This window comes from Devosia sp. T2-14 (assembly GCF_055397495.1).
On the sequence record NZ_AP027921.1, the window covers coordinates 454,751 to 476,312 of the forward strand.

A 21,562-nucleotide genomic window follows, 5' to 3' on the forward strand; every position below is an offset into this window, starting at 1 on the left:
CTTGTCCTTTATTGAGCGAAGGCTTCGTCGAGGAAGGCCTGCAATTGAGCGAGGTGGGTCCGCATCAGACCGGTTGCGGTCGAGGCGGAAGCCGGACGGCCAACGTAGCGAACGCGCTGGTTATTGCGTCCCATCTGGTCAAATACCCATTCAACATATGGCTGAATGAAGGCCCAGGCACCCATATTCTTGGGCTCTTCCTGGCACCAGATGATCTCGGCATTCTGGAAACGGCTCAACTCGTCCAGCAGCGCCTTGGCCGGGAACGGATAGAGCTGTTCGATGCGCAGCAGGTAGACATCGTCGATGCCCTTCTTTTCGCGCTCTTCGAGCAGGTCGTAATAGACCTTGCCGGTGCAGAGCACGACGCGGCGGATCTTCTGGTCCGGCACAAGACGGATCGTGGTCTTGGGCAGGCCCGGTGCCTCGGCATCGTCCCACAGCAGGCGATGGAAGCAGGAATCCGGACCAAGCTCGACCAGCCCGGAGGTTGCCCGCTTGTGGCGGAGCAGGCTCTTGGGCGTCATCAGGATCAGCGGCTTGCGGAAGTCGCGGGTCAGCTGCCGGCGCAGGATGTGGAAGTAGTTGGCCGGGGTCGTGCAGTTGGCAACCTGCATATTGTCTTCAGCGCACAGCTGCAGGAAGCGCTCGGGACGCGCGGAGGAGTGCTCCGGGCCCTGCCCTTCATAGCCATGCGGCAGCAGCATCACGAGGCCCGACATGCGGAACCACTTGCGCTCGCCCGAGGAGATGAACTGGTCGATCACCACCTGTGCGCCGTTCACGAAGTCACCGAACTGGGCTTCCCAGATCGTCAGTGCCTTCGGCTCGGCCAGCGAGTAGCCATACTCAAAGCCCAGCACAGCCTCTTCCGAGAGCATCGAGTTGATGACTTCGTAGCGGCTCTGGTCCGCGGTGAGGTTGTTGAGCGGGGTATAGGTCTTGTTGTCGACCTGCTGATCGTTGAGCACCGAGTGGCGCTGGCTGAACGTACCGCGTTCGCAATCCTGGCCGCTAAGGCGCACCGGGTGGCCTTCGGTCACCAGCGTGCCAAAGGCCAGGGCCTCGGCCGTCGCCCAGTCAATGCCCTCACCGGACTGGATCGCCGACAGGCGATTGTCCATGAAGCGCTTGACCGTCTTGTGGACGTTGAAGCCTTCCGGAACATTGGTCAGCGCCGTGCCGATCTGGGCGAGACGCTCCAGCTCGACGCCGGTCTGGCCACGACGCGGGCCTTCCTGGTCGGCCTGACGAAGATCCTTCCAGGCGCCATCGAGCCAGTCAGCCTTGTTGGGGCGATAGTCCTGACCAGCCTCGAACTCGCGTTCGAGCTGTGCGCGCCAGTCGGCCTTGAGCTTGTCGACTTCGGCAGCCGTCAGCAGGCCTTCGGCCACCAGCTTTTCCGAATAGAGCTCCAGCGTCGACTTGTGCGAGCGGATCTTGGAGTACATGAGCGGCTGGGTGAAGCTTGGCTCATCGCCTTCGTTGTGACCGAAGCGGCGATAGCAGAACATGTCGATGACGACAGGCTTGCCGAACTTCTGGCGATACTCGACCGCCACCTTGGCCGCGAAAACCACAGCTTCCGGATCGTCACCATTCACATGGAACACCGGCGCTTCGATCATCTTGGCGACGTCGGTCGGATAGGGGGAGGAGCGCGAATACATCGGGCTCGTGGTGAAGCCGATCTGGTTGTTGATCACGAAGTGGATCGAACCACCGGTCCGGTGCCCCTTGAGGCCCGACAGGCCAAGGCACTCGGCGATCACACCCTGGCCGGCAAACGCGGCATCGCCATGGATGAGCAGCGGCAGGACCATCGAGCGGTCGGGACGACCGTCGAGTTCCATATTCACCAGCTTGCCATCGGGCGAGATGTGCTGATCCTGCTTGGCGCGCGACTTGCCGAGCACGACGGGATCAACGATTTCCAGGTGCGACGGGTTGGCCGTCAGCGACAGGTGCACCTTGTTGCCGTCGAAATCGCGGTCGGACGAAGCACCCAGGTGGTACTTCACGTCGCCCGAACCCTCGACGTCGTCGGGGTAGAAGGCGCCGCCCTTAAATTCGTGGAACAGGGCGCGATGCGGCTTCTGCATCACCTGGGTCAGCACGTTGAGGCGACCGCGGTGAGCCATGCCCAGCACGATGTCCTTGATGCCCAGCGCGCCGCCGCGCTTGATGATCTGTTCAAGCGCCGGAATGGTGGCTTCGCCGCCATCAAGGCCGAAGCGCTTGGTGCCGGTATACTTGACGTCGATGAACTTCTCGAAGCCCTCGGCCTCGATCAACTTGGCCAGGATTGCCTTCTTGCCCTCGGGGGTGAAGGTGATTTCCTTGTCCGGGCCTTCGATCCGCTCCTGCAGCCACTGCTTGGCTTCGGGATCGGAGATGTGCATGAACTCGATGCCCATCGTGCCGCAATAGGTGCGGCGCAGGATGGCCAGCATCTCGGGAATGGTCGCGTATTCGAGCCCGAGATAGTTATCGATGAAGATCTTGCGGCCGAAGTCGGCCTCGGTGAAGCCGTAGCTTGCGGGATCGAGTTCCGGCGCCGGCTCTTCTGCCATCATCTTGAGCGGGTCGAGATCGGCATGCAGATGCCCACGCATGCGATAGGCGCGGATCATCATGATGGCGCGGATGGAGTCGCGGGTGGCCTGGAGCACGTCGGCGACGCTGCTCTTGGCGACGCCAAGCGCCTCTGCCTTCTTGGCGATGGCCTTCTCGGTCTTTACCGCGATTTCGCCCCAGTTGCCGTCAAGCGCGCTGACCAGTTCGCTGGTGGCGCTCTGCGGCCAGTCCTTGCGGCCCCAGCTCGGGCCGTCGGCGTTTTGCTGGGCAACACCTTCGCCGTCGTCGAGCTTGGAGAAGAAGCTCTTCCATGTGTCATCGACACTGGAAGGGTCAGTTTTGAAGCGAGAATAGAGCTGCTCGATATAGTCGGCGTTCCCACCATAGAGGAACGAAGTCAGCAAGAACGTGTCGTTCTTTTCCTGTCGTGTCATCGCTTTTTGTCGCGAGGCCCACGCCCCGCCATCCTTCTAAACAAACCGGCCAGGCCGGCGTCACGCGGTCCTTAAGTTTCGATCGGATACTGACCGCTTATCCTTAGTATCCTGTTAAGTGAACGACCCCTGAGCAGCGTCGTGGCGCATAGTTCCGTGCGACCGGCCAGTCGACACTACCGTCTCTTCCATCCCCGGCCAGTCACCGGATGAAAGTGGTCTGGACCGCCGGCCCTGCCATCAGATGAAATGGCGGCGGGCCGACGGAAATTCTTCGACTTAGCCCTTGAGCACTTCGCTCAGGGTGTGGCCGATACGGGCCGGCGACTTGGACATGCGGATGCCCGCAGCTTCCATCGCGGCGATCTTGTCTTCCGCACCGCCCTTACCGCCTGAAATTACGGCGCCAGCATGACCCATGGTGCGACCCTTGGGTGCGGTCAGCCCGGCGATGAAGCCGGCCATCGGCTTCTTGCGGCCGCGCTTGGCTTCGTCGATCAGGAACTGTGCTGCATCTTCTTCAGCCGAGCCGCCGATTTCGCCGATCATGATGATCGACTTAGTGGCCTCGTCGGCGAGGAACATTTCGAGCATGTCGATGAATTCGGTACCCTTGACCGGGTCGCCGCCGATACCGACTGCAGTGGTCTGGCCGAGGCCTTCATTGGTGGTCTGGAACACGGCTTCATAGGTAAGCGTGCCCGAGCGCGAAACAATGCCCACCGAACCCTTCGAGAAGATCGAGCCTGGCATGATGCCGATCTTGCATTCTTCCGGCGTCAGCACGCCCGGGCAGTTGGGGCCCAGCAGGCGCGACTTGCTCTTTTCGAGGCGCGCCTTGACCCGCACCATGTCGAGCACGGGAATGCCTTCGGTGATGCACACGATCAGCGGGATTTCCGCGTCGATGGCTTCGATGATGGCTTCGGCAGCGCCCGGAGGCGGCACATAGACCACCGAGGCCGTGGCGCCAGTGCGCTCCTTGCCTTCGGCAACCGATGCGAACACCGGCAGCGATGCCGAGGCGTCGAGCCCGCTGGTCCAGGTTTCCCCGGCCTTCTTCGGGTTCACGCCGCCCACCATCTTGGTGCCGCAATAGGCCAGCGCCTGTTCGGTATGGAATGTGCCGGTCTTGCCGGTCAGACCCTGCACGAGAACCTTGGTGTCTTTATTGACGAGAATGGACATGGGTGTTCCTAGAGCCGTTCGAGTTCTGCGACCGTCAAGTCGCTCTTTGCGTTACCGGTATTGAGTGTGGTGCTCGGTTCGAACATCAACACCACCGGCTCGGTCGTCAGGGCGCGCGGGCGATGTTCCACCGACCGCGGCACCACGAGGAAGTCGTTCTCGGCCAGTTCGACCGTGCCATCGCGAAAATCGATGGCAATGCGCCCCCGCAGCACCAGAAAGCCCTCGTCCTCGTTCTCATGGGCATGCCAATCGAACATCGGACCAAACTTGGCGATCTTCACCTGCGACTGATTGATGTCGCCGGCGATGTAGGGCGTGAACACGGCATTGATGCGCGCGTCCGCCGCCTCTAACAGGCTGATCTTGCGGGGGGCCAAGGCCTACTGCCCCTTGACCGCCGCCACGATCTTCTGTGCGGCATCGTCGAGATCATCGGCCGAAATCACGTTGAGGCCGGAATTCTCGAGGATTTCCTTGCCTTCCTTGACGCGGGTGCCTTCAAGGCGAACCACCAGCGGCACCTTGAGGCCGACTTCCTTGACCGCAGCGATCACGCCTTCGGCGATCACGTCGCAGCGCATGATGCCGCCGAAGATGTTGACCAGGATGCCTTCAACAGCCGGATCGGCCGTGATGATCTTGAATGCCGCGGTGACCTTTTCCTTGGTGGCGCCGCCACCAACGTCGAGGAAGTTCGCCGGCTCGGCGCCATAGAGCTTGATGATGTCCATGGTCGACATGGCCAGGCCTGCGCCGTTGACCATGCAGCCGATATTGCCCTCGAGCGCCACATAGGCGAGGTCATACTTGGACGCCTCGATTTCCTTGGCGTCTTCCTCGGTCATGTCGCGAAGGGCCTTGAGCTCTTCGTGGCGGAACGCAGCGTTGTTGTCGAAGCTCACCTTGGCGTCGAGCACGCGCAGGTGGCCATCGGTCATCACGATCAGCGGATTGACTTCCAGCAGGCTCATGTCGGTTTCGACAAAGGCCTTATAGAGGATCGGGAACAGCGAAGCGGCATCGGCCTTGGCATCGCCTTCGAGCTTGAGCGCGGCAACGATGGTTGCTACGTCAGCATCGGTGACACCCGTGGTCGGGTCGATGTCGACGGTGATGATCTTTTCGGGGGTGTGTTCGGCGACGGCCTCAATGTCCATACCGCCTTCGGTGGAAACCACGAAGGACACACGGCCGCTTTCGCGATTGACCAGCAGCGAGCAATACAGCTCACGGGCAATGTCGGCGCCGTCTTCGATATAGAGGCGATTGACCTGCTTGCCGGCATCGCCGGTCTGCTTGGTCACGAGTGTGTTGCCCAGCATCTCCTTGGAGAAGGCAACCACTTCGTCAATGGTCTTGGCCAGGCGCACGCCGCCCTTGGCGTCGGGGCCGAGTTCCTTGAACTTGCCCTTGCCACGCCCGCCGGCATGAATCTGGCTCTTGACCACATAGAGCGGACCGGGGAGCGACTTCGCGGCGGCTTCGGCCTCATCGGCCGAGAAGATCGCCACGCCGGCGGCAACCGGGGCGCCGTACGACTTCAGCAGCTCTTTGGCCTGATGTTCATGGATGTTCATGTGTAAGTCCCCTTGAATGGGCGAATCTCGTGGCGATCACGGGGCCTCAACCCCCACCGCGTCATTCCCGCATGAGCGGAAATCTCACTTCGGCGTCCCCAATAGGGAAATCCCCGCTTACGCGGGGATAACGCCAGGCTCGGTTACGCCAGCTTGGGCGCGATCTTCTTGCAGGCCTCGATCAGCCCTTCGACCGATGCGACCGACTTGTCGAACGCCTTTTGCTCGGCAGAGTTCAGCGAGATCTCGACGATCTTTTCCGCGCCACCGGCGCCGATGACGACGGGCACACCCACATAGGTGTCCTTCACGCCATACTGGCCCTGCAGGTAGGCAGCGGCAGGCAGCACGCGCTTCTTGTCCTTGAGGTAGCTCTCGGCCATCGTGATGGCGGAAGCAGCCGGAGCGTAGAAAGCCGAACCGGTCTTGAGCAGGCCGACGATCTCGGCGCCGCCATCGCGGGTGCGCTGGATGATCTCTTCCAGGCGTTCCTTGCTCATCCAGCCCATCTTGACGATGTCGGTCAGCGGAATGCCGGCAACGGTGGAGTAGCGGGCCAGCGGCACCATGGTGTCGCCGTGGCCGCCCAGCACGAAGGCGTTGACGTCTTCGACCGACACATTGAGTTCATCGGCGATGAAATGCACGAAGCGCGAGCTGTCGAGCACGCCAGCCATGCCGATCACCTTGTTGGTGGGCAGGCCGGAGAACTTCTGCAGCGCCCAGACCATCGCGTCGAGCGGGTTGGTGATGCAGATGACGAAAGCGTCCTTGGCATACTTGGCAATGCCTGCACCCACCTGCTCCATCACCTTGAGGTTGATTTCGAGCAGGTCGTCGCGGCTCATGCCAGGCTTGCGGGGCACGCCTGCAGTGACGATCACCACATCAGCGCCCTGAAGGTCTTCATACTTGGAGGTACCGGAGATCTTGGCATCGAAGCCATCAACCGGGGCCGACTGCGAGATGTCGAGCGCTTTGCCCTGCGGCACGCCATCGACGATATCGAACAGAACGATGTCGCCGAGGTCTTTGAGAGCTGCCAGGTGGGCGAGTGTCCCGCCGATCTGACCAGAGCCGATAAGAGCGATCTTTTTGCGCGCCATAAGTCGTCATCCCAGACTGCGTTGAATTGGCGCACCTCTTAGCCCCACGCGCCTTTTGGGGCAAGTGAACCCTTCGTCTAAACGGCCGTTTGGCCCTTGCTGATGGGTGAGGGGGGCATGCCGGGCAAGCAACGTCAACCGGCTTTCCAGCGTCCGGCTAGACCGGCTCGCCCACTTCGCGCAGGCCCTGCGCCAGATAGTCCTCGGACTGCATCTCGATCAGCCGGGACACGGTACGCTGGAATTCGAACGCCGTCTTGTCGTCCTTGCCCAGCTGCTCAAGCGGAACGGCAAAACTAGCGCCCAGTTTGACGCCACGATCGTATAGATTGTCGATCAGCAGGATGAAGCGCCTGGCGGCGTCCGAGCGGGTGCGATCCATCTGCGGCACGTCCTCGAGCAGGATGGAATCGAAGGCGTGGGCGATGCGCACGAAGTCGCGGGAGCCCAGCGGCTTGTCGCAGAGATCGGAGAAACCGAACCGCCCTGCCCCCATGGCCATCAGCGGCACCGCAATCTTGCGCCCCATGCTTTCGATGGTGCCCGGCACGCCAGGCTCACCGCCAGTGATGCGCAGCCAGAGCCGGTCCATCTCGGCCTTGACCTCGGGACCGGTGCCGAAGGCGTAGACATGCTGACCGGCAAACTTCATGCGGCGATAGTCCTGCGCCGCCGGCAGGGAGGCCACGGTCACATGGGCCTTGAGCAAGGCGATGAAGGGCAGGAAGAGCTGGCGGTTAAGCCCATCTTTATAGAGGTCGTCCGGCAGCACGTTGGACGTCGCCACCAGCGTCACGCCACCCGCAAACAGCTTTTCGAACAGGCGGGTCAGCAGCATGGCATTGGTTATGTCATGCACATGGAATTCATCGAGGCACAACAGGCGCAGGCCGGATCGCAGCATTGGCTTGACTACCGCCTCGACGGGGTCGGCATCCCGGCCCTTGGCGCTCTTGCGGAATGCTGCCATGCCGGCATGCACTTCATCCATGAATTCGTGGAAATGGACGCGCCGCTTCTGCCGGATCGGCACCGCGGTGAAAAACAGGTCCATCAGCATCGTCTTGCCGCGGCCTACCTCGCCGAAGAGGTAGAGCCCCTTGGCGGGCGCAGATTTGTCGAAGAACTTGCCGAGCAGTCCTCGCGGGCGCTCAGCCACGATACCGGCCAGCACCTCGTCAAGCAGAGTCGCCGCCTCGCGCTGGGCGGGATCGGCCTGCAGCACGCCGCGCGCCGCGAGCTCAGCATAAGCGGCGCTGACCGGGCCACCGGATGGAGCTAGGGCAGACGTCACGGGGCGCTCGCTTTTTGCATATGGACAAGAAAACGGGCATGGCCGCCAGGTCATGCCCGAACAATCGTGGTCAGCTGGCCAAGGCCAGCTGCACCGGGATTTAGCGCGACATCGAGATCGCCTGGCCACCGCTGATGGTGCCGATATAGCGACCGCCGCTCGGTGCGAGGAATGCGGCGATATTGCCGTTCTCATCATAGAGCTGCAGCTGGCTGCCGACCTGCTGCCAGCCCGTCACCGACGCGATCTGTGGCACGGTGCAACCGGGGGCCGAAGCGCGATAATAGGTGGTGCCAGTCTTGGTGGTCATCGGCAGGTTGATCCGGCAGGTTGCCGCGCCAGCCGCCACATTCCACACCCCTTCGGGGCCGGCGCTCATGCCGCCTGCAACGGGCTGGGCCAGCGGATCGAGCGAGACGATGGAGGGCGACGAGCCGGGCATGGTGTTGGCTGCCGTCTGCGTGGGAACGCCACCGAGAACCGGCTGGCCCGACAGGCCGGGAGCCGGCGTACCGGCGGCGCCGATGGCCGGAAGGCTGCCCTGCTGCACGGTCGAGCTCTGAACCGGCTGCAATTGCTGTGGGGCGCCGATGGTATTGAGATTGGCCGTATTGGACCCGGTGGACTGGCACGCAGCCAGAACAACGGCAATTGCCGCCACGCCCACCGCGGAAAACGACCCGCGTATCCAAACCGTCATATGGTTCGCTCCTGCCCAAAGACTTAATGAAAGTTAACAGCTTGGCTGGCTTATAAACAAAGGCCGCGCTGCGTTCAACGCCCGTCCGCAACAGAACTTGGGCGCATTAATGTGGCGGTATTAGGTGTTGGAAGCCGCCATCTCGCGCAATAGTTCCTCGGCCAACAGCGTTGCATCGCCGGCTTCCTCCTCGGGCACCTGAACCGGCACGCCCGAAGACGCAAACAGGTTTGGCACGCCCGGCAGCCCACCATCGCCCTGCTCGAGCGGGTGAAAACCGTAGCCGCGCAACGCCACAACGAGCGCCCGCGCCTGTGAGGGATCCTTCACTTCGGCAATGATCTGGTAGGCCATGAGGAACTCCGCAACAAAGCCCGATCCTGAACGTCCTCTGGAAGACGGGCAAGCAAAAACGCAGCGCGCCCACCGCGAGAGCGATCGGCTTGCCAAGCCTTCATCAAAATGATGCACTGACCCGTAAGCCGTTTTGCCATATGGTGATTTGCGGTCGGAATTGGTCCGGCGCTGGCTCTACGCATAACCTGCCCGGAGACCCGATGGGCGCGTACATCATCCGCCGGCTACTTTTGATGATCCCCACGGTTTTCGGGATCATGGCGATTTCGTTCATCATCACCCAATTCGCCCCCGGCGGCCCTGTCGAGCAGGCGCTTGCCAACCTCTCCGGGCAGAATGTGTCGATGGCGGAACGCATTTCCGGCAGCGCAGGCGGCGACTTTGCCGCCCAGCCCGGCGCGCGACCGCAAGACGGCGGCAGCGGTTATCGCGGCAGCCAGGGCCTTTCGCCCGAGCTGGTCAGCCGCATCGAAAAGCAGTTCGGCTTCGACAAGCCGCCACTCGAGCGTTTTGGGCAGATGCTCTGGAACTACTTGCGGTTCGATTTTGGCGACAGCTACTACCGCGACATCTCGGTGATCGATCTGATCCTCGAAAAGATGCCGGTTTCCATCTCCCTGGGACTCTGGATGACACTGATCGCCTATGGGGTTTCGATACCGCTCGGCATCAAGAAGGCCGTTTCCGACGGCTCGCGCTTTGACGTCTGGACCTCGACCATCGTCATCATCGGCTACGCCATTCCCGGCTTCCTGATCGCCATCGTGCTGATCATCCTGTTTGCGGGAGGCAGTTTCTGGTCGATCTTCCCGCTGCGTGGACTGACCTCACCGGGCTTTGCCAACTTCCCCTGGTATCAACAGGTACTCGACTATTTCTGGCATCTGGTGCTGCCCATCATTTCGATGGGCCTTGGCGCCTTTGCCACGACGACGCTGCTGACCAAGAACTCGTTTATCGACGAAATCGGCAAGCAATATGTGACAACCGCCCGCGCCAAGGGGCTGACGGAAAACCAGGTGCTCTACCGCCACGTGTTCCGCAACGCCATGATGCTGATCATCGCCAGCTTCCCCGCCGCCTTTATCGGCGCCTTTTTCGGCGGCTCGCTGCTGATTGAAACCATCTTCTCGCTCGACGGGCTGGGCCTGCTCGGTTTCCAGTCTGTGTCCAATCGCGACTACCCGGTCGTCTTCGCCACGCTCTACATCTTCTCGCTGCTCGGACTGGTCGTCGCCCTGATCTCTGACCTAGCCTATATGTGGGTCGACCCGCGGCTGGACTTTGAAAGCCGCGAAGTATGAACGAGATTGCCTCAACCCTCCCCGCCAGACGCCGGCTGTCTCCCCTCAACCAGCGCCGACTGGCCAATTTCCGCAAGAACGGTCGCGGCTACTGGTCACTGTGGATTTTCCTCGTGCTGTTCGTGGCCACGCTGGGTTCGGAATTCATCGCCAACGACCGTCCGATCATCGCATCCTACAAGGGCGAGCTGCTATTCCCGGCCTTTGTCGATTATCCCGAATCGAAATTCGGCGGCTTCTTTGCCATCACCAATTATCGCGACGATTTCATCGCCGACGAGATCGCTGCCAATGGCTGGACGATCTGGCCGCCCATCCGCTTCAACTACCAGACGGTCGACGGCTTCCTGCCCTATTCGGGCGCCGTCGCCCCGAGCTGGACCATGACCAGGGCCGAGAACTGCGCGGGCTATCCCCAGCAGGAAGCCGACCCCGATTGCCACTGGGGGAACTATCACTGGCTGGGCACCGATGATCGCGGCCGCGACGTGTTGGCCCGGCTGCTTTACGGCTTCCGCATTTCCATTCTGTTCGGGCTGACCCTCACGATCTTCTCATCGGTAATCGGGGTCGTCGCCGGTGCCGTCCAGGGCTATTTCGGCGGCTGGGTGGACCTGATCTTCCAGCGTTTCATCGAAATCTGGACCTCCATTCCAGCGCTCTATCTGCTGCTGATCATCTCGTCGGTGATCGCACCCAATTTCTGGGTATTGCTGGGCATTTTGCTGCTGTTCTCCTGGGTCTCGCTGGTGGGTATCGTCCGGGCCGAATTTCTGCGCGGCCGCAATTTTGAGTACATCGCCGCCGCGCGGGCGCTGGGCGTCTCCAACCTTACCATCATGTTCCGCCACCTGCTGCCCAACGCCATGGTGGCGACGCTCACCTTCATGCCCTTCATCCTCTCCGGATCGGTGGTCACCCTGACATCGCTCGACCTGCTGGGCTTCGGCTTGCCGCCCGGCTCGCCGTCACTGGGTGAGCTGCTGGCGCAGGGCAAGAACAACCCTCAGGCGCCCTGGCTCGGCCTAACCGGCTTTTTCACCATCGCCATCATGATGACCCTGCTGGTGTTTGTCGGCGAAGCCGTGCGCGATGCCTTTGACCCGCGAAAGTCCATGACATGAGCGCGCCCCTGCTGTCCGTCCGCGACCTGACGGTAACCTTTGGGGCCCACGAGGCGACACGCGGCATATCCTTCGATATCGCACCGGGAGAGACCGTCGCCCTGGTCGGCGAAAGCGGCTCCGGGAAATCGGTGACGGCCCTATCCGTGCTCAAGCTGCTGCCACCCAGCGCGACGCTCACCGGGCAGATCCTGTTCAAAGGCAAGGATCTGGTATCGGCCCCGCCGGCCGAATTGCGCGCGGTGCGGGGCAACGACATTTCGATGATTTTTCAGGAGCCGATGAGCTCGCTCAATCCGGTTCACACGGTGGAACGGCAGATTGGCGAGGTGCTGGCCATCCATCGCGGTCTGCGCCCCAACGCCGCCCGCGCCCGCACGATCGAACTGCTCGACGCCGTCGGTATTCCCGATCCTGTCTCGCGCCTCGGCTCTTATCCGCACCAGCTTTCGGGCGGCCAGCGCCAGCGCGTGATGATCGCCATGGCACTCGCAAACGAGCCGGACCTTCTGATCGCAGACGAGCCGACAACGGCCCTCGACGTAACGGTGCAGGCGCAGATCCTCGCCCTGCTCAAGGACCTTCAGCAGCGCCTGGGCATGGCTATGCTGTTCATCACCCACGACCTGAACATCGTCAAAACCATCGCGGACCGCGTCTGCGTGATGACCGATGGCCAGATCGTGGAAACCGGCCCCGTCGCACCGCTCTTCGCCAACCCGCAGCATGCCTACACAAAGCACCTGCTGGCGGCAGAGCCGGCCGGCACCCCACCAAAATCGGACTCTGACGCCCCCACCATCGTCGACGTCAGTTCGCTCAAGGTGTGGTTCCCGATCAAGCGCGGCGTGTTCCGCAAGGTGGTGGGGCACATCAAGGCCGTCGACGGGGTGGATCTCTCCATCCGGCGCGGCGAAACGCTGGGCGTCGTCGGCGAAAGCGGCTCCGGCAAGTCGACCCTGGGCTATGCCCTGCTGCGCCTGCTCCCTTCATCCGGACGTATCGTGGTGTTGGGCAATGCGCTCGATGGCCGCTCGTGGAAGGCCATGCGGCCCCTGCGCGCCGACATGCAGATCGTGTTCCAAGATCCTTATGGCTCGCTGAGCCCGCGCCTTTCGGTCGATCAGATCATTGGCGAGGGGCTGGCCGTTCATGCGCCCCGGCTCAGTGCCGAAGAACGCGACGCGCGGGTGGTGAAAGCCCTTGCCGAAGTCGGCCTCGCGCCCGAAACCCGCTTCCGTTATCCGCACGAGTTCTCGGGCGGCCAGCGCCAGCGTATCGCCATTGCCCGGGCCATGGTGCTCGAGCCCAAATTCGTCGTGCTCGATGAGCCGACCTCGGCGCTCGACGTTTCCATCCAGGCGCAGGTCGTCGACCTGCTGCGTGAACTCCAGCAGCGGCACGGGCTGACCTACATGTTCATCTCTCATGACCTGAAAGTGGTGCGGGCGCTGGCCAATCAGCTCATCGTCATGCGCGATGGCAAGATTGTCGAACACGGGCGGGCCGAAGATATCTTTGCCGCGCCGCAGTCCGATTACACCCGAACACTGATGGCCGCCGCCTTCGGCACAGCCGCGCCCCCTGTAACGCCGTGATCATTCCGCCTAGTGTTGTTCCAGCCCGATGCAATTCCGGAGCCCTCCGATGAAATTCGCACCCCTGCTCGCCGCCGGCCTCGCGCTGACCGGCTTCGCCATTCCAGCCGTGGCCCAGACCCAGACTGACGTGTGGGTCCACGCCTTCGCCATGGAGGGCGAACCCAAATACGGGCCGGACTTCACCCATTTCGACTACGTCAATCCCGACGCCCCCAAGGGCGGCACTGTGCGGATGGGCGACCTGGGCGGGTTCGACACCTTCAATCCAATCCTTCCCAAGGGCGAAGCGGCGGGCGGCAGCGGATTGCTCTATGAGACGCTGATGACGCCCTCGCTGGATGAGCAAAGCGTCTATTACGGGCATCTCGCCGAGGCCCTCAAGATCGCGCCCGACTATGGCGCCGTGACCTTCCGCATGGATCCCGACGCCCGCTGGCGCGACGGTGAGCCGGTGACCGCCGAGGATGTGGTCTGGACTTTCAACAAGCTCATCGAGGTCAATCCCGACCGGCAGCAATACTACGTCAACATCACTAAGGCCGAGGTGACCGCACCGGGCGAGGTGACCTTCACCTTCAACCAGACCGGCAATCGCGAATTGCCGCTCATTCTGGGGCAGCTGCTGGTGCTGCCGCAGCATTGGTGGGAGGGCAAGGATGCCTCCGGCAAGACGCGCAACATCGCCGAATCCACGCTGGAGCCCCCGATGGGCTCGGGGCCCTACGAGCTGGCCAGCTTCGACGCCGGACGGACGATCACCTACAAGCGCGTTCCCGATTACTGGGGCATCAACCATCCAACCCAGGTCGGGCAGGACAATTTCGACGAGTATCGCATCGAGTATTTCCTCGACCTGACTGTGGAATTTGAAGCCTTCAAGGGCGACCAGTTCGACTGGTGGACCGAGAACCAGGCCCGGCGCTGGGCAACGGCCTATGACTTCCCCGCCGTCACCGACGGCCGCATCATCAAGGAGACCTTCCCGCAGGACTATGCCGGTTCTGGCATCGGGATCGGCTTCATTACCAATCTGCGCCGCGAGAAGTTCCAGGACGAACGCGTCCGCGAGGCGCTGAACTACGCCTTCGACTTCGAGGAACTCAGCAAGACGCTGTTCTATGGTCAGTATGAGCGCGTCGACAGCTACTTCTTTGGCCTGCCGTTCAAGTCGAGCGGCCTGCCGGAAGGCGAGGAGCTGGAAATCCTCAACACCATCAAGGATCAGGTGCCCGAAACCGTCTTCACCAAACCCTATACCAACCCGGTCAGCGGCGATCCGGCCAAGCTGCGCGCCAATCTGCGTACGGCGCTCCAGCTGTTCAACGCTGCAGGATACACGCTTGATGGCAACCGGCTGGTCGACGCCAACGGCAATCAGTTCGGCTTCGAAATCCTGCTCAACGGTCCCACCATCGAGCCGGTCGCGTCCAACCTTGTCACCAATCTCGCCCAGATCGGCGTTGCCGCCACCATCCGCACCGTCGACAGCCCGCAATTCATCAACCGCGCCCGCTCATTCGACTATGACATGATCTACAGCGGCTGGGCGCAGTCCTACTCGCCCGGCAATGAACAGCGCTTCTTCTTCGGTTCATCGACCGCCGACAAGGAAGGCTCGCAGAACTATGCCGGCATCGCCAACCCTGCCATCGACACGCTGATCGACAAGCTGGTTGTTGCCGATGACCGCGACACCCAAATCGCCGTCACCAAGGCGCTCGACCGCGTGCTGCTGGCCAATCACTACATGGTGCCATCCTACTCCCTGCGCAATTCCCGCATCGCGCGTTGGGACCGCTTCAGCCATCCTGAAACGCTGCCGGACTTCTCGTCGGGCTTCCCAACCATCTGGTGGTGGGATGCCGAAAAGGCCGCCAAGACAGGCGGCGCGGCCCAATAGAAACGCAGATGCCCCGTCCATTCCGGGCGGGGCATCTGTCTAATTCTTCGACGGTTCTGACTTAGTAGTCGCGCTCGTAGAAGACGCCGAGGCTGGAATTGCCATCCTGCGCCGCCGAGCCGGTCACCTTGAGATCGTTGGTCACGTCGAGATTGATGGTGACCTTGCTCTGCCCGTTGGCCCCGGCCGTGACACCCAGATAGAGATTGTCATCCAGATACGCTCCGGCGCGCACGGCCGCATTGCCCTGCTCGTCGGTGACGAGATCCAGATCGGCAAGACCGGCTGCGCCACGCAGGCTATCCATCAGCGATGAATTGCCCCCGCCGCCAACGAGCTCGGCGGCAGCGCCGGCCAGCTTGGCCAGCTGCAGCGGCGACAGTTCGCCCATCGAGCGATTGAACAGCAGCCGCGCCAGAACTTCGTCCTGCGGCAGTTGCGGGCTCGAGCTGAAATCGATGCTGAGATCCGACACGCGCCCCTTCACGGCCACGTTGACCGTTATGTCCTGCCCCTCGGTGGTGGCCAGGAAATCGAGGAACGGATCGAGGTCACCCACCAACGTCACCGTGCCCGACTGGAAGTTGATGCGCTGTCCAAGGATCGACAGGCGGCCACGGTTCAACGAGAACCCGCCGACCGGCTGGATGTTGTTGATCGGGCCCTTGAGCACGACCGACCCGCCCACTTCCGCATCAAGACCCTTGCCGCGGATGAAGATCTGGTTGGGCGCATTGACCGTCACATCGAGCAGCAGGCCTGCGGGCCGCGTTTGCGGATTGGGGGCCTTGGTGACCTCGTTGACCTTGGCGCGTGCCAGGGTCTGGTTCACGGCCGGCGGGGTGTTCTTGTGGCGCACGTCGACCAGTTCCGCACCGCCACCCAGACTGTCGGGGATGGTGATATCGGCCTTTTCGACATTGAGCGTGCCGGCAAGCAGCGGCGTGCCGGTGAGATTGCCGGTCAGCGCGAGGCCACCCGATATGGTTGCCACGAACATCGTGCCATCAGCATAGCGGGCGGAATTGAGGTCCACGCGCACATTGGCCGGGAAACCACCCTGCAGGCCAACGCTGCCCGAGGCCGAGACGCTGCCGCCGGTCGAGAGACCTGCCGTCAGATTGTTGATCACCAGGTTGGTGCCATTCAGGCTTGCCGACCCATTGATGTTCTGCAGACGCAGATTGAGTTCCGGATCGGCGTAACCCGAGCCGCTGGTCGAAACACTGCCCGCAAATTGTGGGCTGGCAATGCTGCCCGTCACCCGCGCGTCGAGATTGGCAACACCGCTGAACTGGCCGCCACGATCTGCAACAAAGCGGTTGGCCAGCACCAGAGGCGCCGAACCCTTGACCGCAACATTGAGCCCGCCGCCGCTGAGCGGCACCGTGCCGGACCCGCTCAAGGTCAGGCCGCCCGCACCATTGGCACTCAGGGCCGAGAGCGTCACGGCATTATTGCGGAAGGAACCGCTGGCCGTCGCGGAAATCGGTGCAATGCCGAACTCGCCAATCGCCGCCGCATTGACGCCGGATGCGCTGGTTTCAAAGGCCACGCGCGGATCGCTGCCCGTGCCGGTGACCGTGGCGCTGCCACTGAGTGTACCGGCCAGACCAAGCTCGGGCATGATCGTGTTGGCGATATTGAGCGGCAGCGCGCGAATATCGAGCGCGATGTTGAGCGCCTCGCCAGCCGAACCAGATGCAGTGATCGAACCCGACCCCACGTCAAAGCGCACGTTGTCGATGGCGACATTGTCGCCGGCAACCTGCAGCACGGTCGGCTGCGCCAGACGCGCGGAGAGCTGGCCCTGCTGCAACTGGGCCCGATCAAGGGCGAGCTGATAGCCATCGGCGATCGGCGTCAGCGAGCCGGCCAGATCAACATTGGTTCCTGCCGTAAGCGCAGCCTGGGCGTCAAACGACGTCGTAGCGCCGCTCTGGTTCGCCTTGGCTGCAAGGGTCGAGATTTCTACGCCCGCCGCCGCAACATTGCGGGCATTGGCGGTACCATCGACGACCGGAACGCCAAACAGGTCACCCACGACAGCATTGATATCGGCCGAACCGACGCGAATGTCGTTGTTGACGACGAGCCCGGACACATCGGCCCGGACGGTCGCACCCTGTTTCCCATCGGCACCGGTCAGCACGACCTCGGCATTGATCGCACCACGCGCCTCGAGCAGCGCAAGCGAGGCGGCCACGGCAACGTCAGGAGAAACAACGCTCAGCCCGCCGTCGAAAAGGCCCGTTTCCGCAGTGCGGCTGACGCCACCGCTGATACGGGTTCCCGCCACGGCAAAATCGAGATTGGTCAACGCCTGCAGGGCCGCATCCGCGGTCACATCGCCGCTAAGCGTGGCGCGATGGCCGTCGAGTTCAGCGCCGCCGATAATGCGGCCATCCAGGCGATCCACATTGTATCGACCGGCAAAACCGACATTTGCATTGCGCAGATTGCGTTCGGCGAGCTTGCCGGACGGAACAGTCGCGTCGAGCTTGAGGTCAATGACGTTTTCCGCCCCTTTGGCCGTACCCGCCACCGACAGCTTGCCGGTGGCAGCATCGGAGAGCAGCGCAAGATCGGCGAGATCGACGTTGAAGGCGAAATCGGCCAGCGCGTTGGAATAGGTGCCGTTGGCGTTGAGCTGAACCTGATCGTTGGCGATGCGGAAGGCATCGGCGGTCAGCCCCTCTTCGGTCCGCGCGAGGCGGCCCGACAGGTCCACCACACCGGTCAGCAGGCGATCAACCACCTCGTCGTCGATCGCCAGGTCGGTGCCGGTGCCATCGAGCGTCAGGTCGAACCCACCGCTCAGCGGCATGATGCGTCCGCTGGCCTTGAGCGCCAGCTGACCTTCCAGGTCGCGACCAGCCAGCGCCGAGAATGGCGCAATGCTGGCGGTCTGCACGTCGATATCGCCGTTGAAATCGAGACCGTCGATCTGCCCGCTCAGGGCGGCCGAGAGTACGCCACCGGCAACACGGAACTGCGCCAGCTCAATGGGCGCACCCGCATTCCACAGCCCGGCAACGCCGAGTCCTATGCTATCGCCCAAAGCCGCTTCGACTTCATCGCTTGCGCTGATGCCCGAAAGCACGCCATCGCCATTGAAGGTCAACCGGCGATTGACCGGGTCCGAGAGATTTACCGCCACGCCGCCAATGTCGAAATCGAGCGACTGGGCGGCAAAGCCGGGACTTTCAAAGCCCGAGACCACGACCGAGGACGACCAGTTTTCCGAGCCATCGCGGCCGAAATCCACCTTCACCTGCGCACTACCCACGCGGGTGGCGCTGCCGGGAACGGGCAAGATGACCTGCCCACCAGTGGCATCGGCGATGACGGCGTCGACATTGAGAGCCTTGAGGAAATTGTCCGGAGCCGTTTCCGCGGAGGCCTCAAGCGAGAGCTGTCCGCCGGTGAGGCGTAGGCCATCGATGGATACGCCGCCGCCGCTATGGATCATCGCGTTGGTGGTAAGCGCCGTTTCAGCGCCAAAGAAGGGGCGATAGGGTTCAGCAATCAGCACCGCCAGCGGCCCGCGCAGATCTGCGGCCACGGCAATACCCTCAGCCTGCTGGTTGACCGTCGCGACGCCGGAAAGCGCCGTCTGCCCATTAGCCTGCAGCACGAGATCGGTGCGCAACTCGGTCACCGGGCCGCTGCCCTTGAGCGTCAGCGTCACCGCCGGACGGTTTTCGATATTGAGCAGGTTGGCGATGACACCGTTCTCCGGCTCCACCAGCGCAAGGCCCAGATCAATGGTATTGCTGGCGTTCTGGTACTTTACGTCGAGGTCCAGCGTGCCACCGGGGCCGTCGAGACGCACGATATCAAGGCTGGTATCGAGATTGCCGCCATCGAGGCGCATCGAGCCTGCCAGCGAGACCTCGGAGCTGAGCCCGAATACGCTTTGACCAAAGGTCACCGACGGGACCGTCAGTTCGTCGAGGATGATCGCGACCGGGAACTGCGGAACCTGGAAGCCACCCGCCTCAGCCGATGGCAGGTCGACCGCGCCTTCGGCCGGCACGGCATTGCGCAGATACTGGATGGAGTCGGCCTTGAGCGAGCGCACTTCAAGGCGTCCCATGAACAAGGCTGCCTGGTTCCAGTTCAGCGTCGCATTGTTGACCGCCAGCCAGACGCCTTCGGCATCGGAAATGGTGATCTGGCGCACCGACACGTCGGACCCCAGAATGCCGTCGATATTGGACAGCCGGATCTGCCGCTCTGGGGTCGAGAGACGGTCTTCGACAAAGGTGGTGAGCCAGTCCTTCTGCTCGTTGTCGCTCATCGTCAGCACGTCCTGCGCGACGAGGAATGCCGGCACGCCCATACCAAGCGTGAAAAGCAGAACGATCAGCGCCAGCATGCGGCGCGGCATCGACAGGATACGCGCGGCCATCAGAATGCCTGCCCTATACCGATATAGATTGCATAGTCGGGGTCGCCCGCCTTCTTGTTGAGCGGCATGGCCGCATCAAGCCGCAACGGCCCCAGCGGGGTGAAGTAGCGGACGCCGATGCCCGCCCCGATCCGCATGTCGCTAAGCGCCGGGAACACGTCGGCGGCCACGTAGCCACCGTCGACGAAGCCCACCACGCCAATGTCGTTGGTGACCTTGGCGCGCGCCTCGACCGAGCCTTCGAGCAGGTAGCGTCCGCCGGTGATATTGCCGCTGCCGTCATCAACGCCGATGGATTTGAACGCATAACCGCGCACCGATCCACCGCCGCCGGCAAAGAACAGCTTGTCCGGCGAAATCTCCGACAGCTCCGGCCCAACGAGAACACCGGCCTTGACCCGGCCGGCAAGCACGAAGGGATCATCTTCACCGAAGCCGAAATAGGTGCGGCCCTCGACCTCGATGCGGCCACCCAGATTGCCGTAGTTGAGCTCGTAGAAGGGCTCCACATTGGCCTGGGCATACCAGCCGCCCGTGGGGTTCACCTTGTCGTTGCGGAAATCGAGCGTCGCCGTGCCGTAAAGGCCGACCGTCTTGAAGTCGCGCGTGCCGAACGTGTCGTCAAACCGGCTGATCGAGAATTTGGCGCCACCCTCAAGGGTGATCTCATCGGAGAGGATGTGGCTCAGCCCCACCCGCCCATTTGCCGAAGTCTGGGTGAACTTGGGATAGATCGTGCGCTCGGCCGAGATGGCGGCGACAAGGTCGGTGTCGGGCGTGAAAATGCCCGGCTTGGTGAAGGTGCCACCGAACATGTAATCGAAATTGGCCGTATCGATCGGCCAGGCAATGCTGGCAACGCGCGCATCGAGCCGCAGGCGCTCGGCCTGGCCAAACAGGTTGCGCCACAGGTGATAGGCCTCGAGCCCCAGCCCGTCGACCGTGGAATAGGTCGCACCAACGCCAAAGCGCCGGCCAGGAAGCTCCTGAACCATCAGGTTGTAGGGCAAAAGACCATCAGCCCCGACGGCCTCGGCCGCCTCGAGCCGCGCCGCACGGAACACCTCAAGCCGGTCGAGGCGCTTTTGCGCCAAGGTCAGATCGTCCGGGTCATACTCTTCGCCAACGACGAGGCCGGTCTGGCGCCGCACGAATTCAGGATCCATCGCCTCGGTGCCGGTGACGGTCACCTCGCCGAACGCTGCAAGCGGGCCCGGATTGACGGTAACGGTCACGTCGACCGTGTTGGTCGCATGGTCGGCCACAACATCGCGGCTGACCACCACGGCCTTGGGATGCCCCTGCTGCCGCCAGGCTTCCAGCGCCAATTGCTCGGCCCGCAGGATGACGGACGACTTGGCGATCTCACCGGTGCCGAAACCGATATGGGACGGCAATTCGACCTGATCATCGGGATCGGAGGTCGGCAGGGCCTGGTTGATGAGGTTGACGCTGTTGAAACGGAAAAGCGGGCCGGGATCGACGACAATCGCCACATCCACCGGATCGGGCAGGTTGACATCCGGCGCCATATTGGCCGCCTCGACGCCGCCGACGCGAATGCTCGCGACGCCACCGTAATAGCCTTCATTATAGAGGGCGGCGACGATGCGCCTGTAGTCGCCCCGCGCCATGGCGAGCAGGCCGGCGGCGCCAGAGGCGGGCTCGCCCTGATCGGCAACGAGCGCGGATGCGTTGCGCACCACGTTCTCCACCGGGGCCGTCGTATTGACCACAAGGGTCACCGAATAGGGCTGTGGGTCCAGGATCACCGATTCTGCGTCGATCTCACTTTGATCTTCGAAGAATTTGATGCCGAACAATTCAAATGCAGCAACAGGAGCGGCCGCAATGCCGAAACCGGCTGCGGCAACGCACAATGCGCCAAAACTCGATACTATGCGCGCGATATGCAGTGGACTAATTCCCGCCCGTTACGCTTCAACCAGATAGGCAGAAGCCGATAATTGCCCGCGGGACGAA

Annotated in this window: 14 protein-coding genes; 4 read left to right on the forward strand and 10 right to left on the reverse strand. The window is 62.6% G+C overall.

The genetic code is table 11. The features are described 5' to 3' along the window. Positions 1–8 precede the first annotated feature (8 nt). The 8 genes from ACZ5WT_RS02280 to ACZ5WT_RS02315 all read right to left on the reverse strand — a co-directional run bounded on the left by ACZ5WT_RS02280 (position 9) and on the right by ACZ5WT_RS02315 (position 9,233). A complete protein-coding gene (locus tag ACZ5WT_RS02280; RefSeq protein WP_464285772.1) occupies positions 9–3,011 on the reverse strand; it encodes a 2-oxoglutarate dehydrogenase E1 component in 3,003 nt (1,000 codons plus the stop codon). A gap of 279 nt (positions 3,012–3,290) precedes the next feature. After that, complete coding sequence (gene sucD, locus ACZ5WT_RS02285; RefSeq protein WP_464285773.1) at positions 3,291–4,199, reverse strand: succinate--CoA ligase subunit alpha; 909 nt, start codon at positions 4,197–4,199, stop codon at positions 3,291–3,293. Between the two features lie 8 nt (positions 4,200–4,207). Next, positions 4,208–4,579 (reverse strand): cupin domain-containing protein, encoded by a 372-nt coding sequence (locus tag ACZ5WT_RS02290; protein WP_464285774.1) that lies wholly within the window; start codon positions 4,577–4,579, stop codon positions 4,208–4,210. Positions 4,580–4,582: 3 nt separating this feature from the next. Beyond that, positions 4,583–5,779 (reverse strand): ADP-forming succinate--CoA ligase subunit beta, encoded by a 1,197-nt coding sequence (gene sucC / locus ACZ5WT_RS02295; protein ID WP_464285775.1) that lies wholly within the window; start codon positions 5,777–5,779, stop codon positions 4,583–4,585. Between the two features lie 143 nt (positions 5,780–5,922). Continuing rightward, entirely contained in the window at positions 5,923–6,885 is a 963-nt protein-coding gene (mdh, locus tag ACZ5WT_RS02300) for a malate dehydrogenase (RefSeq protein ID WP_464285776.1), read from the reverse strand. Positions 6,886–7,042: 157 nt separating this feature from the next. Then, positions 7,043–8,179, reverse strand: coding sequence for a cell division protein ZapE (gene zapE / locus ACZ5WT_RS02305; protein ID WP_464285777.1), 1,137 nt, complete (start codon positions 8,177–8,179; stop codon positions 7,043–7,045). A 100-nt stretch (positions 8,180–8,279) separates the two neighbouring features. Then, positions 8,280–8,879, reverse strand: a complete 600-nt coding sequence (locus ACZ5WT_RS02310) for an AprI/Inh family metalloprotease inhibitor (RefSeq protein WP_464285778.1) — start codon at positions 8,877–8,879, stop codon at positions 8,280–8,282. 120 nt (positions 8,880–8,999) lie between these two features. Then, positions 9,000–9,233 carry a hypothetical protein gene (locus ACZ5WT_RS02315; protein ID WP_464285779.1) on the reverse strand — a complete coding sequence of 78 codons (234 nt, stop codon included), beginning with the start codon at positions 9,231–9,233 and terminating at the stop codon, positions 9,000–9,002. A 203-nt stretch (positions 9,234–9,436) separates the two neighbouring features. On the opposite strand from ACZ5WT_RS02315, the gene ACZ5WT_RS02320 reads away from it, so the two are divergent. The 4 genes from ACZ5WT_RS02320 to ACZ5WT_RS02335 are packed head-to-tail and all read left to right on the forward strand — an operon-like array spanning position 9,437 to position 15,165. Then, positions 9,437–10,540, forward strand: coding sequence for a microcin C ABC transporter permease YejB (locus tag ACZ5WT_RS02320; RefSeq protein ID WP_464285780.1), 1,104 nt, complete (start codon positions 9,437–9,439; stop codon positions 10,538–10,540). Continuing rightward, positions 10,537–11,664, forward strand: coding sequence for an ABC transporter permease (locus ACZ5WT_RS02325; protein WP_464285781.1), 1,128 nt, complete (start codon positions 10,537–10,539; stop codon positions 11,662–11,664). Before ACZ5WT_RS02320 ends, ACZ5WT_RS02325 begins: the two co-directional genes overlap by 4 nt. Further along, positions 11,661–13,262: an ABC transporter ATP-binding protein gene (locus ACZ5WT_RS02330; protein WP_464285782.1), complete on the forward strand. Its 1,602-nt coding sequence runs from the start codon at positions 11,661–11,663 to the stop codon at positions 13,260–13,262. The genes ACZ5WT_RS02325 and ACZ5WT_RS02330 overlap by 4 nt, the downstream gene beginning before the upstream one ends. A gap of 49 nt (positions 13,263–13,311) precedes the next feature. Continuing rightward, positions 13,312–15,165: an extracellular solute-binding protein gene (locus ACZ5WT_RS02335; protein ID WP_464285783.1), complete on the forward strand. Its 1,854-nt coding sequence runs from the start codon at positions 13,312–13,314 to the stop codon at positions 15,163–15,165. Between the two features lie 61 nt (positions 15,166–15,226). Here the strand turns inward: ACZ5WT_RS02335 and ACZ5WT_RS02340 are convergent, their stop codons facing one another. Next, positions 15,227–19,579 carry a translocation/assembly module TamB domain-containing protein gene (locus tag ACZ5WT_RS02340; protein ID WP_464285784.1) on the reverse strand — a complete coding sequence of 1,451 codons (4,353 nt, stop codon included), beginning with the start codon at positions 19,577–19,579 and terminating at the stop codon, positions 15,227–15,229. Then, positions 19,579–21,459: an autotransporter assembly complex protein TamA gene (locus tag ACZ5WT_RS02345; RefSeq protein ID WP_464285785.1), complete on the reverse strand. Its 1,881-nt coding sequence runs from the start codon at positions 21,457–21,459 to the stop codon at positions 19,579–19,581. Before ACZ5WT_RS02345 ends, ACZ5WT_RS02340 begins: the two co-directional genes overlap by 1 nt. Between the last annotated feature and the right edge of the window lie 103 nt (positions 21,460–21,562).